The following is a 16,419-nucleotide window of genomic DNA, read 5'->3' as shown; positions in this document are numbered from 1 at the left end:
ACTCGCCCATCCGGCGTCAGCTGTCCGCTAATCGGGTGACGCCCCGCGAGCATGCTCCCCATGAGCACGCGGCCTGCGAGCACGCGCCCGGCGACCCCGGGTGACGACCACGGCGGTCGCCACCGTCACCACGAGCCAAACGAGCGGATAGATGTTGGTCATCACGCCGTGGATCACGGGCGGGATGTCTCCGCCGAGCATGAACAGGCCCATGGCCACCCACCGGTCGTCCGGGAAGTTCACGTCCGGGAAGCTCTGGACCCAGTTGGCTGTGGCCGACCAGAGCAGTGGTGGCACCAACCAGAGCGACCGGCGGGTTCCGGCGGCGGCGTAGTGGACCGTCAGGACGAGCAGCGGGACGAACCATACCCAGTGGTGACCCCACGAGAACGGGGAGACCATGGTCATGGTCATCCCGGCGAGTGTCAGCCCGAGCAGTTGGTGTCCTGCTCGGTGGGCGAGGGCGCTGACGCCCAGCCCGCCGGCTGCCACCACCGCCGCGCCCACGAGCCACGCCCAGGTGGGTGCCATCTCGACCCCGGCGAGTCGGGCCATGGCTCCGCGGAGCGACTGGTTGGCGAGCATCGAGTCGCGGCCTATTCGCTGGGAATCGAAGAGGGTCCCCGACCAGTAGCGGATCGCGTCGCCGGGGATCACCACGAGCCCGATGGCCACGGTACCCAGGAACGCCACGACGGAGACCACCGCGAGTCGCCAGCGTCCGGTGAGCACCCAGTGCCCCCAGAGGAAGGCAGGGGTGAGTTTGATTCCGGCGGCCAGCCCGGCCCCGATGCCGGCCCACCGTCGACCGGACCTCCAGGCCAGGTGGTCGCCGAGGACCAGGACGAGCAGGAGGACGTTGACCTGCCCGAGCCACACCGTGGAGCGGACGGGCTCCATCGAGAGGGTGATGAGAGCCAGACAGACCGAGACCTGCACGGTGACCCGATCGGGCCGGTAATCCAGTGCCCGGAAACACATACGCACAGCCAGGTAGATCAACACCAGGGTGAGCGCCAGCCACAACGCCTCCATCAACCGTGGGCGGACCAGGTTCAACGGGGTGAACAACAGGGCGGAGAACGGCGGGTAGGTGAACGGCATCTCCGGGTAGAAGCGTCCCGAATCGTCGCCGGTGAGCAGGCCCTCGTAGAGCGGAATTGAGGACAGCACGGCGTGTCCGCCCCAGCGGTACACGTTGACGTCGAGGAAGTTCCCGGTGATTCCCCACCATGGAGTCCGCGCGTCTGGTGCGCAGAGCACCATGCCCATCGATGCCAGAGCCAGTAGCGCCAGAAGGACTCGAAGGAGGGCGGTGCGGGGGAGCGTGCGCACGGGGGGAGCCTAGACCCTTCCCTCGCCCGTTCGGCCCTCGTCCCTCACTCCGTCCCTCACCGGCCTCTCACCCTGCGCCCTCACCTGTCGTCCTTCGACGAGAAGAGCGTCCCGGACACCGCCACTCGGGCGACGCGCTCGGAACGCTCTTGACGACGGATCGCGCGTGATCAGATGTAGATGGCCGGATCGATGTAGAACTGCGCGTCGCGCAACTCCTCCTTGGTGGACCTGGCGGGCTTGGCCACACCGGGGATGCCCACCACGATGGAGTCCGCGGGTGCGCTCTTGACCACCACCGCGTTGGCGCCGACGGAGGAGTCGGAACCGATCTCCACCGGCCCGAGGATCTTCGCGCCTGCTCCCACCGTCACCCGGTCACCCAGGGTGGGGTGACGCTTGACGTGCTTGAGCGAGACTCCGCCCAGGGTGACGCCGTGGTAGAGCATGCAGTCGTCGCCGATCTCCGCGGTCTCGCCGATCACCACGCCCATCCCGTGGTCGATGAAGAACCGCCGACCGATGGTGGCGCCGGGATGGATCTCGATCCCCGTGAGGAAGCGCCCCGACTGGCTGAGGATGCGCGCCGCGGTGCGCCAGGCACCACCGGCGAGCCACATGCGGTGGGCCAGGCGGTGGATCCAGATCGCGTGCAGGCCGGAGTAGACGACGGCGTTCTCGACGTCGCCCCGGGCGGCGGGGTCGTGGTCGCGCGCCGCGGCGAGGTCCTCACGCAGTGTGCGCAGGAACCCCGCCGGGCGTCCGGAGGAACGTGACATCAGTCGCGGTAGTCCTCGAAGAGCATCGTGGAGACGTAGCGCTCGCCGTAGTCGCAGACGATCACGACGATGGTCTTGCCGGCGTTCTCGGGGCGCTTGGCCACCTCGAGCGCGGCCCAGACGTTGGCGCCGGAGGAGATGCCGGCGAGGATGCCCTCCTCGGTGCCGAGACGCTTGGCGATCCGCAGCGAGTCGTCGAGGGTGACGTCGATGACCTCGTCGTAGATGTCCCGATCGAGGATCTCGGGGACGAAGTTGGCGCCGAGCCCCTGGATCTTGTGCGGTCCGGCCTTGCCCTCGGTGAGCAGCGGCGAGTCCTTGGGCTCGACGGCCACGATCTGGATGTCCGACTTCTGCTCGCGGAGGTAGCCGCCGGCGCCGGTGATGGTGCCGCCGGTGCCGATGCCGGCGATGAAGATGTCGACCTCGCCGTCGGTGTCCTCCCAGACCTCGGGTCCGCTGGTACGGCGGTGGACGTCCGGGTTGGCGGGGTTGGCGAACTGCCGGGCGAGGACCGCGTTCTCGCGGGTGGAGGCGACCTCCTCGGCCTTGGCCACGGCGCCCTTCATGCCCTCGGAACCCGGGGTGAGGATGAGCTCGGCTCCGTAGGCGCGCATGACCGCGCGGCGCTCGACCGACATCGTGTCGGGCATGACGAGGACGGACTTGAAACCGCGCGCGGAGGCGACCATGGCCAGCGCGATGCCGGTGTTGCCGGACGTGCCCTCGACGATGGTGCCACCGGGCTTGAGGGCGCCGGAGGCGACGGCGTCGTCGATGATCGCGGCACCGATGCGGTCCTTGACGCTGGCGGCCGGGTTGGCGGACTCCAGCTTGGCCAGCACGGTGGCCTGGAGGCCGTCGGTCAGGGAGTTGAGCCGGACCAGCGGGGTGTGGCCGATGGTCTCGGTGATGTCGGAGTAGATCTTCGCCATTTGTGAGTTCCGTTCTGAAGAATGAACCGATCTGTCTATCGGCCAGTGTACGTGATCCGGACCCCGCCCGGACCGCGCCCGCGTGATTTGGCGGGGGCCGGCACAGGACGGAGCGCCCGGCCCCCGAGGGGTCCGGGCGCTCCGGGTCGACGCGTCAGTTCTGGGTGTAGAGCGACTCGATCTCGCTACCGAAGCGCTCGTGCACGACGTTGCGCTTGAGCTTGAGCGTCGGGGTGAGCTCGCCGCTCTCGACGGTGAACTCCCCCGCGAGGATCTTGAACTTGCGGATGGACTCCGCGCGGGAGACCGACTTGTTGGCCTGGTCCACTGCGTCCTGGATCGCGCCGACGAGATCGCCGTCCTGGAGCAGGTCGGACACCTCGCCGGTCTTGCCGTGCTTGTCCCGCCACGCCGGGAAGGTCTCCGAGTCGATGGTGACCAGGGCCGCGATGTAGTCGCGGTTGTCGCCCACGACGACGGCCTGGCTGATCAGCGGATCGGACGAGAGCAGGTCCTCGATCTGCGACGGGGAGACGTTCTTGCCGCCCGCGGTGACGATGAGGTCCTTCTTGCGGCCGGTGATCGTCAGGTAGCCGTCGGAGTCGAGCTCGCCGATGTCGCCGGTGTGGTACCACTCGCCGGTCCAGGCGTCCTCGTTGGCCTGCGGGTTCTGCCAGTAGCCCTTGAACAGGGTCTTGGCCTTGGCCAGGATCTCGCCGTCGTCTGCGATCTGGATGGTCACGCCCGGGATCGGTCGACCGACGGTGCCGATCTTGGCCTGGCCGATCGGGTTGACGGTCAGGACGCCCGAGGACTCGGTGAGACCGTAACCCTCGAGGAGGTCGAAGCCGGCGCCACGGTAGAAGTGGCCGAGGCGGTCGCCCAGCGGGCCGCCGCCCGAGATGATGCGCTTGCACTCGCCGCCCAGGGCCTCGTGCAGCTTCGAGTAGACGAGCTTGGCGAACAGCTTCTGCTTGAGAGCCAGGCCCGTGGACGGCTTCCCGCCGTCCTCGATGGCCTTGGAGTAGTCGATCGCGGTCTGCACCGCGGCCTTGAAGATCTTGGCCTTGGCGCCGCCGGCGGCCTCGGCCTTGCCCGCGGCGGAGTTGTAGACCTTCTCGAGCACGCGCGGGACCGACACGAGGAAGGTCGGGTGGATCTCGGACAGGCGCTCCACGACCTTGGTCGTGTCGGGCTCGTGGGCCACGGCGACGCGCTTGTAGAAGCAGGCCACCTCGAGGATGCGGGCCAGCACGTGGGCCAGCGGCAGGAAGATCAGGGTGCGGCTGTTGGGGACGAACGCGTCCTTGAGCTGCTCCTCGACCGCCTGCACGACGCCGGCGAACCCGCCGTGCAGGATCTCGCAGCCCTTGGGGTTGCCCGTCGTGCCGGAGGTGTAGATGATGGCGCACCTGTCCTCGTGGCCCGTCGCCAACGAGGCCTGCTCGACCTGCTCGTCGGTGACGTCCGCACCCGCGGCGGTGAGCTGGGCGACCAGGTCGTTGTCGATGACCATGATGTCGCCGTTCCACTCGGTGCCGGACGTCAGCACCTCGCGGAGTTCGAGGTTCTCGACCACGGCGAAGGTCGCGCCGGAGTCGGTGAGGATCCAGTCGCACTGGCCGGACGAGGAGGTCTCGTAGATCGGCACCGTGACGGCGCCGACAGCCCAGGAGGCCCACGCGATGAGCGACCACTCGTAGCGGGTGTGGCTCATGATGGCCAGGCGGTCACCGGGCTTGACGCCCCGGGCGATGAGGCCCTTGGCGACGCCCTTGACCTCCTCCAGGTACTGGGCGCAGGTGACCTCTTTCCAGTCGGATCCCACGAGCCGCAGTACCGCGACGTCGTTCGGGGCCTCCTCCGCGTTCTTGAACACGAGCCGGCCGAGGTTCTCGACAGGGAAGGGCTTGGTTACCGGAGGGGTGGCGAACTCGGTCGTCATTGCGATCCTTAGGTCATGTGTGGCCTGTATCACTGGCAAGTGTAGAGGGTCCTCAGGCGTCTATGTCCAGCACGGTCTATTTAGATCCGTTTATGAGGGGCGCGTCAGGTTCGTGATCCTCGTTACTGTGATACGGGTTACACTGTCGTCATGTTCGGGGGTACGGGACCCGCGGCGAGCCCGCTGGTGGCCGAGTCGTGGGAGCGCAGCAGGCACCGGGGGATCGACCCCACGGTGGTCGCGCCGTCTGTCGAACTGGAGGGCCCGGACCTCTCCCGCCACGTGGCGCAGCACCGGATGGCGTCGGTCCTCCCGGTGGTCGAGTCCGTCCTCGTCCCGGGTGTGGTCTCCAGCGGGCACATCGTCGCCGTCGCGGACGAGCGGGGACGGCTGTTGCGGGTGATCGGTGACCGCGGGGTCAGGTCCCGTGCGGAGTCCATGGCGTTCATCCCCGGCGCGGTCTGGACGGACGAGGCGGTCGGGGCCAACGCGCCGGGGCTCGCGCTGAGGCACGACACCGAGGTGCGGGTCCGCGGATCCGAGCACTATCTCGAGATGGCCCACGAATGGAGTTGCGCGGCGGCACCGGTCCACGACCCCGCGACGGGTGAACTGATCGGGCTCATCGACGTCACCGGCCCGAGCAGCGCCACCTCGGACCAGATGCTCGCGCTGATCCGGGCGACGGTGATGCTCGCCGAGGGCGAGCTGCGCACGGCCGCCGGCCTCCTCGTCCCCCGGCGAGGCGGGGTCGACCACCCTCTCGGAGGGCGTGTCAGGCTGCGGGTGCTCGGTGCGGGGGCCGGCGTCCTCGACGGGGACGGCCCGGGTGGCGCGGGACGTGCCCTGACCGGCAGGCATGCCGAGATCTGTGTACTGCTCGACGCGAATCCGGAGGGGTTGACGGGAGGGGCGCTCGCGGAACTGCTCGCCGACGACAGGCTCGACGAGGTCAGCGTCCGCGCCGAGGTCTCCCGCCTCCGGCGGGTGTTCGGGCCGGACGTGGTGGCCTCGAGGCCCTACCGTCTTGCCCCGGGCGCTCTGGTCACCGACGTCCGAGAGGTCACGGACGCACTCGATTCCGGGGACGTGATGAAGGCGGTCGCCTCCTACTCTGGACCGATTCTGCCGGCCTCGGACGCTCCCGGGGTGGCCGACCTGCGGCTCGAGCTCCACTCGATGGTGCGGGCCGCGGTCCTGTCCGCTGATCGGCTCCCGGTCCTCAGGGCCTGGGTCGCCGGCGCGGGGCGGGAGGACCTCGCCGCGTGGCGGAGCCTGGCCCGGTCCCGGTACGCGGACGCCTCCACGGTCGCGGCGGCCGAGGCGCGGTGTCGTGTCCTCGATCAGCGCTTCGGGGCATGAGGGGCGCGGAGATCGGCGCTGTCGCTGTCGCTGTCGCTGTCGCCGTCGCCGTCGACGAACCGGGCCGGTCCCGTCCGATCGGGTAGGTGCGGCGGTGCCATCCGGGCTGTCCGGGTGCGCCGGGTGGGCAGAACCCTGCAGTAGCTGTTCCGGTTGGGACGGTCACCGGGCAAGAGTGATCGGTGTCACATTCACCGCCCCGCCGATGGTGGGGGTCGCTCGAGCAGGAGGCGCACGATGGCGATAGAACTGAATCAGATCTGGGACATGCCGATCAAGGAGTTCCACCCTCTCCCCAAGGCTCTGTTGGGTGTCGGAGCGCACGACATCCTCGGCGTGGAGGCCAAGAAGCTGGGGATGACCCGGGTCCTCATCATGACCACCGGGCTGCGCGGGTCGGGGATCATCGAGGAGCTCAAGGGCAAGATCGAATACCAGGGACTCGACGTCGTGGTCTTCGACAAGGTCGAGTCCAACCCCAAGGACTACAACGTCATGGACGCCGCGGCTCTCTACAGCTCGGAGAAGTGCGACGGCATCATCTCGGTGGGCGGCGGCTCCAGCCACGACGCAGCCAAGGGCGCACGCGTGGTGATCGCCCACGACGGCCGCGACATCAACGAGTTCCAGGGCTTCTCCAAGTCGACCAACTTCGAGAACCCGCCGCACATCGCGGTGTCCACCACGGCGGGAACCGGCGCGGAGACCTCGTGGGCCTACGTGATCACCGACACCTCGGACATGGACCACCCGCACAAGTGGGTCGCGTTCGACGACGCCAGCCTGGTCTCGTTGGCGATGGACGACCCGCTCCTCTACTACTCCTGCCCCCAGCACTTCACCGCCTACTGTGGCTTCGACGTCCTCGCACACTGTTCGGAGCCGTACGTGTCGCGGCTCGACTTCGCCCCGTCGCTGGGCAACGCGTTGTACGCGACCAAACTCGTGGCGGACAACCTCACGACGGCCGTGTACGACCCCCGCAACCTCGAGGCGCGGACCGGGATGATGAACGCGCAGTACATCGCGACCCAGGCGTTCAACTCGGGCGGCCTGGGAATGATCCACTCGATGTCCCACGCGATCAGTGCGTACTACGACACGCACCACGGTCTGAACAACGCGATCGCCCTGCCCCGGGTGTGGGAGTACAACCTGCCGTCCCGGTACCAGCGGTACGCCGAACTCGCACCACAGATGGGTGTGGACACCCGCAACATGACGACCGTCCAGGCCGCCGACGCGGCGGTGGAGGCCGCCATCCGGTTGTCCAAGGATGTGGGCATCCCCGACAACTTCAGTCAGATCACGCCCGGGCTGTACGAGAAGAACCAGATGGATACGGGCAAGTACAAGGGCAAGGGCGACAGGATCGACACGTCGGCGGAGAACATCCGCAGGATCGCCGAACACATGATGGGGGACGCGTGCACCCCGGGTAACCCGCGTGAGTCCACGGTCGAGTCACTGATCCCGATGGTCGAACACGCTATGACCGGCTCGTACTGACCGGCTCGTACTGACCGGTCGCAGGAACCCCACCAGGTCCTCCCCGGGGGCGGGCGAGCGGATCCGTTCCGCCCACCCCGGGGACACCACCATCTCCCGAGCACGGAAAGGGCCCGAACATGGACGTCATCGAGGATCCCGACGCCGACGACGTGAGTCCCGCGGACGCGGTGATCGACGTCGACATCCTGGAGGAGGCCCTCCGCGGGACGGGGTACATCATCGACCGGGAACTCGCGACGGTCGTGCACCTGGCGACGGTCCTGGACAGGCCGCTGCTTCTGGAGGGGCCGGCCGGTGTGGGAAAGACCGAATTGGCCAAGTCGCTGGCCTCCGCGTTCGGTCGTCGGCTGGTCCGGCTGCAGTGCTACGAGGGACTCGATGACGCCCGGGCACTGTACGAGTGGGATTACGCAAAGCAGTTGCTCCACGTCCAGATGCTCCGGGATCGGATCACGGTGGAGCTGCAGGTGCACGAGGATCTCGCCGCCGCCTCTGCCGCGCTGGCGGAGATGGAGGTGGGGATCCACGGTGAGGACTTCCTGGTCACCCGGCCGTTGCTCGAGGCGATCATGTCCGAGGACCCGGTGGTCCTGCTCATCGACGAGATCGACCGGACGGAGGAGTCGCTCGAGGCGATGCTGCTCGAGGTGCTCGCGGAGAAACAGGTGACGATCCCGGAGCTCGGCACCTACCGCGCACGCACCACGCCCTGGGTGATCCTCACCTCGAACGACACCCGGGAACTGTCGAGTGCCCTCAAGCGCCGCTGCCTGCACTTCCACGTGGACTTCCCGGACGCCGCACGGGAGACGGAGATCGTCCGTTCCCGCGCGCCGGAGGTTCCGGAGACCGTGGCGGCCGATGTGGTGGAGAAGGCACGGCGACTGCGCGAGATGCCGCTGCGCAAACCTCCGTCGATCTCCGAGGTGGTGGACGCGGCCCGCGCCGCATCGGTGTGGGAGGGGGACGGTCCGGAGCTCGGCTGGGTTCTGTCCGCCGCTCTCCTGAAGTACCGGTCCGACGACGATGTCGCCCGCGGCGTGCTCAGCGGTGGGGGCGTCCCCGGAGAGGAGTCGACGGGGCACGGGCGGGATATGCGGGCGGCCGCCGATGCGACCGGGGCGTCGACCTCCGCCGCGTTCGGGGCAGGTCGGGCCCGCAGCGGGGCGGGCCGCGGGACCGGACGACGATGACGACCGGGACGGCGTCCGGCCTCTCGCCCTCGGACGTCCTCGACATCGTCTCCGTCGCGTTCGGCCGACTCCTCAGGGAGCGCGAGGTGGCGGTCTCCCCGGCCGAGGTGGTGGAGCTGCGGACCGTCCTCGCGATGGTCGGGACGTCCCGACCCGAGGCCCTGCGGGCGGCGCTCCGTGCGGTGACGGTCAAGTACCAGCGGGAGAACCGGGGGTTCGACGCGGTGTTCGACCGCTTCTTCCTGGGCGTGCTGACGACCCGGACCGAGGACGCCGGCGGGGCCGAGGGGGGCGACCCGCGGGTGGGGGGACTGCCCGACGAACTGGAACTGGAGGCCGATGAGTCCTCGCCCTTCACCCCGTCGGACCTGGACCCGGCCGAGATCGGGGACCTGGTCGAGGGCGACGAGACGACCCGGCGGAACGAGGACATGCACTACGACGACTCCGACTTCTCGACCGCGACCGGGGAGGAGGAGTTCGCGGTCCAGGAGGGGGCGGAGCGTTGGCAGTCCTCGGTCACCTACGAGATCGAGGTGGACCGCGCGTCGTCGGACCAGGTGGGCGAGATGGGGTCCTCCGCGATCTCGGTCTCCGGTGAGGAGTCGTTGGAATGGTCGGACGCGCTCGACGTCCTGCGGACCCTCGACGGCTACGACGCCCGTCAGGTGTACGCGGGGCACGGTGACGACGGCGGAGATCTGACAGGCGAGCAGGCGGGGATGTTCGTCGACGCGGTCGTCGCGTTCCTGAAGAGCCTCCCGGAGGACATCACCGAGGGGCGGGTCGACGACGACGAGGTCCAGGGTGACCGGGAGTCGACCGACAGCGCCGACCTCGAGCGCGCGTCACACGAGGTGATGCGCCGCATCCGTGGCGCCCCCCGCCGACGATCGCGACCGTTCGCCCGCGGACTGCTCGATTCTCGCTCCACGTTGCGTCGGGCGTGGGCGACGGACGGCGAGGCGTTCACCATCATGAACCGGACGCGTGTCCCCGGGCCGCTCAAGCTGCTGATCCTGGTGGACGTCTCGCTCTCGGTCCGGCCCGTCACCGGTTTCGTGCTGCGGCTGGCCCAGAGCCTGCACCAGAAGGTCAACCGGTGTTCGGTCGTCGCCTTTGTCGACCGACCCGTCGACGTGACGGACCACCTCCTGTCGTCGTCCGGTGAGAACGCGTTGGCGACCGTCCTGTCCGCACCCGGACTGGATCTCGAGGCGAGCAGTGACTACGGCCGGATGTTCGCCGAGCTGCTCGACCGCCACGGCGACCTGATCGACGCCCGGACCTCGGTCCTCGTCGTGGGCGACGGGCGGAGCAACGGTCTCGATCCGCGGGAGGACCTGGTGGGCCGTATCAGCAGGCGGGCCCACCGGATGGCGTGGATCACCCCGGAGGCCCGGAGGTACTGGAACCGGCCCACGTGCGGACTGGGTACGTACGCGCGATATCTGGACGGGGTGGTGACCGCGCGCGACCCCGCGGAACTGTCCGAACGGGCAGGTCTGCTGGGAAGCTCGCTCGCCTGAGATGCCCCGGGCCTATCGTGTGGTCATGTCGTCGGAAGGCCGGGTGGCGAAGTTCCACGCGCCGGAGATCCTCTTCGGCTTCGGAGCCCTGCCCGAGGCCGCGACCGCCGCCATGGGGTTGGGCGCACGTCGCCCCCTCGTCGTCACCGACCCGTGGCTCGAACTCACCCCGTGGCCGGGCACGGTCGTCGAGGCGCTGAGGGCTCAGGGTGCCGAGCCGGTCGTGTGGTCCGATGTCCGCCCCAACCCGCGCGCGTCCCAGATCCTCGAGGGCGCCCAGACCTATCACTCCTCGGGGTGCGACGTGATCGTGGCGGTGGGCGGGGGTTCGGTGATCGACGCCGCCAAAGGGGTCGCGCTCGTCGTCTCCAACGGCGGGCACGTCCTCGAGTACGAGGGGGTCGACCGGGTCCGGCTGCCGCTGCCCCCGGTGGTGGCCGTGCCGACGACGGCCGGCAGTGGGGCCGACGTCTCCCAGTTCTGCGTGGTCAACGACTCGGATCGCAGGACGAAGGTGACCATCGTGAGTCGGTCGCTGGTGCCGGACGTGACCGTCATCGACCCGAGCACCCATGCGACCGTCCCCGCGGACGTGGGGGCGGCGACCGCGATCGACGTGCTCTCGCACGGGGTGGAGGCGTACTTCTCGCGCGCGGCGGGCCCGCTGACGGACTCCCACGCTCTCCGGGCGGTGACGCTGTGCGCGCGGTCGCTCGACAGGCTCGCGGCCGGCGAGAGACACAGTCACGTGCAGTTGGAGGACATGGCGCTGGCGTCGCTCGAGGCGGGGATGGCGTTCAGCAACGCGGTCCTCGGCGCGGTCCACGCGATGAGCCACCCGGTGGGCGGGCGGTACGACTCGTCACACGGCCAGATCAACGGGGTCCTGCTGTCCCATGTCGTCCGACACAACGGGGTGGTGATGCCTCCGGACCGCATGGCGGACCTGGCTCGCGCGGCCGGCGTCACCGTCGGTTCCCGGGGCGGCCGGGTGACGGACCGGGTCGCGGACCGCTTCCGGGACCTCTCCGGGTCGGTCGGGATCCCGTCGGGACTGTCGCTTCTGGGAGTCCGGGGCGAGGACATCCCCACGTTGGCCGCGCACGCGCTCGACGATCTCTGCATGGCCACGAATCCGCGTCCCGTCACCCTCGAGGACGTCGAACGACTCTATCGGGAGGCGTCATGACCGAGGGGCCCACGGACCTGGACTCCCTCCTCGGCCTGCGGTCGGTCAAGAGGAGCTTCTTCGACCAGTACCGCGCGGCCGAATCGCGACTGCGACGGTCCATGCACGCACTCGATCGCGTCTCCGGGGCGCTGGTGCGGACCGCCGAGGGACCCGAGGAGTTGATGCTGTCCGTCCTCAGGGTCGCGTACGACCAGCTCGACGCCCAGTGGGCGCTGGTGGCCCTCCGGGACGGTCAGCTCCCGTCCGTCGAACCACGGCACGTCCTCGTGGACCCCGAGGGGCGGTTCGTCGCATTCGAGGGCCGGGATCTCGCGCCGGTGCCGGACGGTCTGCCCAAGGGGGTGGTCAACGTCCTCCTCGCGGTGCTCCGGGGCGGCCGCTCCGCCGAGGTCGCCGAGGCCGGTGGTCCCGACGCGGTGACCGTGCCGCTGATCCTGCACGGCGGGGTGATCGGCGGTTTGGCGTCCTGGCGCCATCCCGGGAGGCCGGCCGACGACATCGACACCGTGGTCCTGCGGATCCTCGCCGCGCAGGCGGCCGTGGCCCTGCACAACTCCGTATTGTTCCGGGACAAGGAGACGCTGCTCGCGCGCGCTGAGGAGGCGTACGAGGAGGCCCGGGGACATGTGGTGGAGCTGTCCCGGCGGAACTCCGAACTCGAGATCGCCCACCGGGAACTCGACGCCGCGCATCGCCAGCGGATCCTCGACGTGGAACGGTCGCGGATGGCCCGGGAACTCCACGACAGCGTGTCCCAGCTCGTCCTCGGCGCGGGGATGCATCTCCAACTCGGACTCGACGCGGTGGGACAGGCCGAGCAGCAGCGGCCGCTGCTCGAGAAGGCGGTCCACCTGACCGACCAGGCGGTCGAACAGTTGCGGTCGGTGATCTACGCCCTCCGCACGATCGACGACGGGGACGGGCGTCTGAGTCGGCTGATCGAGGATCTCTGCCGTCTCCACGTCCCGTCGAGCATGTCCACCGAGGTCAGGGTCCTCGGCAGCGAGTTCCCCACGACCCACGAGATCGAGCACGAGTTGCTCCGGATCGCCGGTGAGGCGCTCTCGAACGCCGCCAGGCACTCGCGGGGGGACGGTGTGGCGGTGACCCTGGACTTCAGTGACGAGGCCGTGGGCCTGACCGTGGAGGACGACGGCGAGGGCCGGCCGGAGGACCTGCGCTACCTGCTCGAGGGAGCCCGGACCGGGTCCCCCGACGAGCGCCACGGGCTGGTCAACATGAGGGAGAGGGCGGAACTGGTGGGGGGCGTGCTGCGCATCGCGGAGTCCGAGCTGGGCGGGGTGGCGATCACGGTGGTGGCGCCCCGCGTCGACGGCGCGGACCGGCGGCCGGCCCGATGACCCCGGCGGCGACCGGCCCCATGACCCCGCCGGCGACGATCCGCACGGTTCTGGTGGACGATCACGCCGTCCTCCGCGAAGGACTGCGGCTGATGCTGCAGCGGGAACCCGATATCGAAGTGGTGGGTGAGGCGTCGACCGCGGACGCGGCGCTGGAGGTCATCACCTCGACCCGCCCGGACGTCGCGGTGATCGACCTCAAACTCGGGAGCGGCTCCGAACTCGACGGGCTGCGGGTCTGCGCAGCGGTCCGGGACCTGTTCCCCGACGTCGCCCCGCTGGTGCTCACGACCTTCCTCGACAAGGCGATAGTCGTGCGTGCGGTCCGGGCCGGAGCACGTGGGTACGTGGTCAAGAACGTGGACGTCACCGAGCTGGTGACCGCCGTCCGGTCGGTGTCGGCGGGGCAGAGCGCCTTCGACACCCGGACCGCGTCGATGGTGCTCGACGCTCTCAAGGGCGGGGGCTCGACGTCCGAGGCCCTGTCGGCCCGGGAGATCGAGGTCCTGACGCTGCTGGCGGAGGGGATGTCGAACAAGGAGATCGGTCAGGCCCTGTTCATCTCGGCCACCACTGCCAAGTTCCACATCAGCAACATCCTGCGCAAGCTCAAGGTCTCACGGCGTGCCGAGGCGGTGTACGTGGCCAGTCGGCAGGGGTTGCTCTGACCATCACCGACCCGCCCTCATCTGTCCACCACGAGCCATCCCCCGTGGTGTTCGTCGACCCTCGTCCGGATGCCGGCCGACCGGCGGTGGCCGACCGTCTCGATCCGGTCGGCGAGTGCCGTCAACGTGGGGAGGTCGAAGGTCCGGACATGGCCGTACTGTGCCACCGCGACAGCCTCGAAGGGGACGGCGATCACCAGGCGTCGCCGCGCCAGACGGAGCGCGTCGCGGATCATGTCCCAGCCGCCGTCCTCGTCGAGGTGTTCGAGGACGTGGACGAGGTAGACGGTGTCCGCGACCTCCGTGGCCAAGGGGGTCGTCCGCGCGTCGAGGCAGACGGGGGTGGGCAGGGTGGCGCCGACGGGTGCGCAGGTCCGGAGCAACCCGAGGACGGCGGGGTCGAGGTCCACGGCGATGGTTCTGGCACCCTCGCGGGCGAGCCGCAGGGACAGGAACCCGAAGCAACACCCGACCTCCAGCGCCGAGTCGCCGACCAACTCCGCCACCGCCCGGTCGTGGACCGGGGAGAACGGGCAGTGGCCGTCGGCCAGTGCTGCGATCGAGGACCGGTAGTAGTCGGACCAGCACTCCTGCCAGCTCCCGCCCCGGGAGGTCACGAGCGCGGTCACGGCCCCGTGGAACTCGTCGACGGTGTGGAGGACCCCGGTGTCGAGCAGGTCGCGGGACAACGACGGGATCACCGCCTCGCTCACCTCGTCGTGGTCGAGGTCGTGCCCGATCCGTACCCGACAGGCGTCGGCCACGACGGTGAACGCCCCGAAGCGTCGGCCCGGTCCGCCCCGGATCGCGGAGATCTCTCGGGTCGCCCCGGGTGTCGCGGTGGTCTTCATGGGGGCTGACGGTAGAGCGACCGAACCGGCCACGGCGACCGGATCCGGTGACTTCTGGCAGGTCGAACGGGTATGGCCCTGTCCGGTCGGGCAGTCCACGCCCGAGACGTGTCGGCGCTTCCCGGCGTGCAACGTTGCTGCAACCCTGCCGCACTTAGTGTTCTACATCACAGCGACGACCACGGGGGTCGCGCGGATGAGAAGGAGGGGCACGATGCCCGTTTTCGCACAGCCCGGCGCCGATGGTTCGGTGATGTCCTACGAGAGCCGCTACGAGCACTACATCGGCGGCGAGTGGGTGGCACCCGTCAAGGGCGAGTACTTCGAGAACGTCACCCCGATCACCGGTCAGGTCTTCTGCGAGGTCGGCCGCGGCACGTCCGGGGACATCGAGGCGGCCCTGGACGCCGCGTGGGCCGCCGCACCGGCCTGGAACGCCACCTCCGCCGCGGAGCGCTCGCTGGTCCTGCTCCGGATCGCCGACCGCATGGAGGAGAACCTCGAGGCCATCGCCCTTGCCGAGTCGTGGGACAACGGCAAGCCGATCCGCGAGTGCCTGGCGGCCGACATCCCGCTGGCGATCGACCACTTCCGTTACTTCGCCGGGTGCATCCGTGCACAGGAGGGCGGGATCTCGCAGATCGACGAGGACACGGTCGCCTACCACTTCCACGAGCCACTGGGCGTCGTCGGCCAGATCATCCCGTGGAACTTCCCGGTCCTCATGGCGGTGTGGAAGCTCGCCCCGGCACTGGCCGCCGGCAACTGCGTGGTACTCAAGCCGGCCGAGCAGACCCCGGCGTCGATCCTGTTCCTCATGTCGGTGATCGGCGACCTCATCCCGCCCGGCGTGCTCAACGTGGTCAACGGCTTCGGTACCGAGGCGGGCAAGCCCCTGGCCTCCAACCCGCGGATCCGCAAGGTCGCCTTCACCGGCGAGACCACCACCGGGCGTCTGATCATGCAGTACGCCTCGGAGAACCTCATCCCCGTGACCCTCGAGTTGGGTGGCAAGAGCCCCAACATCTTCTTCGAGGACGTCATGGACGCCGACGACGACTTCCGGCAGGCCGCGCTCGAGGGCTTCGCGATGTTCGGCCTCAACCAGGGCGAGGTCTGCACCTGCCCCTCCCGCGCGCTGGTGCAGAAGTCGGTGTTCGACGAGTTCTCCGAGCTCGCGATCGAGCGCACCAACAAGATCACCCAGGGCAACCCGCTGGACACCGACACCATGCTGGGTGCGCAGGCCTCGGGCGACCAGCTGGAGAAGATCCTGTCCTACATCGACATCGGCAAGCAGGAGGGCGCGGACGTCCTCACCGGTGGCGGGCGCGCGGAGCTCGAGGGCGATCTCGCGGGCGGCTTCTACGTGCAGCCGACGGTGTTCCGTGGCCATAACAAGATGCGGTTGTTCCAGGAGGAGATCTTCGGGCCGGTGCTCTCCTTGAGCTCGTTCACCGACTTCGACGACGCCATGACCATCGCCAACGACACGCTGTACGGCCTCGGCGCCGGCGTGTGGTCGCGCAACGGCACCACCGCCTACCGGGCCGGCCGCACGATCCAGGCCGGCCGGGTGTGGACCAACACCTATCACCAGTACCCGGCCCACGCGGCGTTCGGTGGCTACAAGCAGTCCGGCATCGGGCGCGAGAACCACCGCATGATGCTCGACCACTACCAGCAGACCAAGTGCCTGCTGGTGAGCTACTCGGGCAAGCCCCAGGGCTTCTTCTGAGCCGCGGCGGACCAGTAGA

13 protein-coding genes are annotated in these 16,419 nt (G+C 69.3%); 8 read left to right on the top strand and 5 right to left on the bottom strand.

Annotation, left to right across the window (positions count from 1 at the left end):
• Positions 1 to 27: 27 nt before the first annotated feature.
• The 4 genes from NJE57_RS13555 to NJE57_RS13540 all read right to left on the bottom strand — a co-directional run bounded on the left by NJE57_RS13555 (position 28) and on the right by NJE57_RS13540 (position 4,994).
• Positions 28 to 1,335: a glycosyltransferase 87 family protein gene (locus tag NJE57_RS13555; protein ID WP_319028985.1), complete on the bottom strand. Its 1,308-nt coding sequence runs from the start codon at positions 1,333 to 1,335 to the stop codon at positions 28 to 30.
• Positions 1,336 to 1,505: 170 nt separating this feature from the next.
• Positions 1,506 to 2,114: a serine O-acetyltransferase EpsC gene (gene epsC, locus NJE57_RS13550; protein ID WP_319028984.1), complete on the bottom strand. Its 609-nt coding sequence runs from the start codon at positions 2,112 to 2,114 to the stop codon at positions 1,506 to 1,508.
• A complete protein-coding gene (gene cysK / locus NJE57_RS13545) occupies positions 2,114 to 3,049 on the bottom strand; it encodes a cysteine synthase A (protein WP_319028983.1) in 936 nt (311 codons plus the stop codon). The genes epsC and cysK overlap by 1 nt, the downstream gene beginning before the upstream one ends.
• 154 nt (positions 3,050 to 3,203) lie before the next feature.
• Entirely contained in the window at positions 3,204 to 4,994 is a 1,791-nt protein-coding gene (locus NJE57_RS13540; RefSeq protein ID WP_319028982.1) for a long-chain fatty acid--CoA ligase, read from the bottom strand.
• 150 nt (positions 4,995 to 5,144) lie between these two features.
• Here NJE57_RS13540 and NJE57_RS13535 point away from each other — a divergent pair, with 150 nt between their 5' ends.
• The 7 genes from NJE57_RS13535 (at position 5,145) to NJE57_RS13505 (ending at position 13,811) form a co-directional block, all read left to right on the top strand.
• Positions 5,145 to 6,356 carry a GAF domain-containing protein gene (locus NJE57_RS13535; RefSeq protein ID WP_319028981.1) on the top strand — a complete coding sequence of 404 codons (1,212 nt, stop codon included), beginning with the start codon at positions 5,145 to 5,147 and terminating at the stop codon, positions 6,354 to 6,356.
• 237 nt (positions 6,357 to 6,593) lie between these two features.
• On the top strand, positions 6,594 to 7,865 hold the full coding sequence (mdo, locus tag NJE57_RS13530) for an NDMA-dependent methanol dehydrogenase (RefSeq protein WP_319028980.1): 1,272 nt from the start codon (positions 6,594 to 6,596) through the stop codon (positions 7,863 to 7,865).
• 119 nt (positions 7,866 to 7,984) lie between these two features.
• A complete protein-coding gene (locus tag NJE57_RS13525) occupies positions 7,985 to 9,061 on the top strand; it encodes a MadB family AAA-type ATPase (protein WP_319028979.1) in 1,077 nt (358 codons plus the stop codon).
• The gene (locus tag NJE57_RS13520; RefSeq protein WP_319028978.1) at positions 9,058 to 10,590 is read left to right on the top strand and encodes a VWA domain-containing protein; all 1,533 of its coding nucleotides are present in this window, start codon (positions 9,058 to 9,060) and stop codon (positions 10,588 to 10,590) included. Before NJE57_RS13525 ends, NJE57_RS13520 begins: the two co-directional genes overlap by 4 nt.
• Positions 10,591 to 10,615: 25 nt before the next feature.
• Positions 10,616 to 11,779, top strand: a complete 1,164-nt coding sequence (locus NJE57_RS13515; RefSeq protein WP_319028977.1) for an iron-containing alcohol dehydrogenase — start codon at positions 10,616 to 10,618, stop codon at positions 11,777 to 11,779.
• Positions 11,776 to 13,143 (top strand): GAF domain-containing sensor histidine kinase, encoded by a 1,368-nt coding sequence (locus NJE57_RS13510; RefSeq protein WP_319028976.1) that lies wholly within the window; start codon positions 11,776 to 11,778, stop codon positions 13,141 to 13,143. The genes NJE57_RS13515 and NJE57_RS13510 overlap by 4 nt, the downstream gene beginning before the upstream one ends.
• A complete protein-coding gene (locus tag NJE57_RS13505; RefSeq protein ID WP_319028975.1) occupies positions 13,140 to 13,811 on the top strand; it encodes a MadR family response regulator transcription factor in 672 nt (223 codons plus the stop codon). The genes NJE57_RS13510 and NJE57_RS13505 overlap by 4 nt, the downstream gene beginning before the upstream one ends.
• A 17-nt stretch (positions 13,812 to 13,828) precedes the next feature.
• On the opposite strand, the gene mftM is transcribed toward NJE57_RS13505, so the two are convergent.
• Complete coding sequence (gene mftM, locus NJE57_RS13500) at positions 13,829 to 14,662, bottom strand: mycofactocin oligosaccharide methyltransferase MftM (RefSeq protein ID WP_319028973.1); 834 nt, start codon at positions 14,660 to 14,662, stop codon at positions 13,829 to 13,831.
• Positions 14,663 to 14,876: 214 nt separating this feature from the next.
• Here mftM and NJE57_RS13495 point away from each other — a divergent pair, with 214 nt between their 5' ends.
• Positions 14,877 to 16,400 carry an aldehyde dehydrogenase family protein gene (locus NJE57_RS13495; RefSeq protein ID WP_319028972.1) on the top strand — a complete coding sequence of 508 codons (1,524 nt, stop codon included), beginning with the start codon at positions 14,877 to 14,879 and terminating at the stop codon, positions 16,398 to 16,400.
• Positions 16,401 to 16,419: the final 19 nt, after the last annotated feature.

Source organism: Dietzia sp. PP-33 (assembly GCF_033790845.1).
Lineage (GTDB): Bacteria > Actinomycetota > Actinomycetes > Mycobacteriales > Mycobacteriaceae > Dietzia.
The sequence above is the reverse complement of the archived record's forward strand: the minus strand, read 5'-3'. Positions and strand labels throughout refer to the sequence as shown.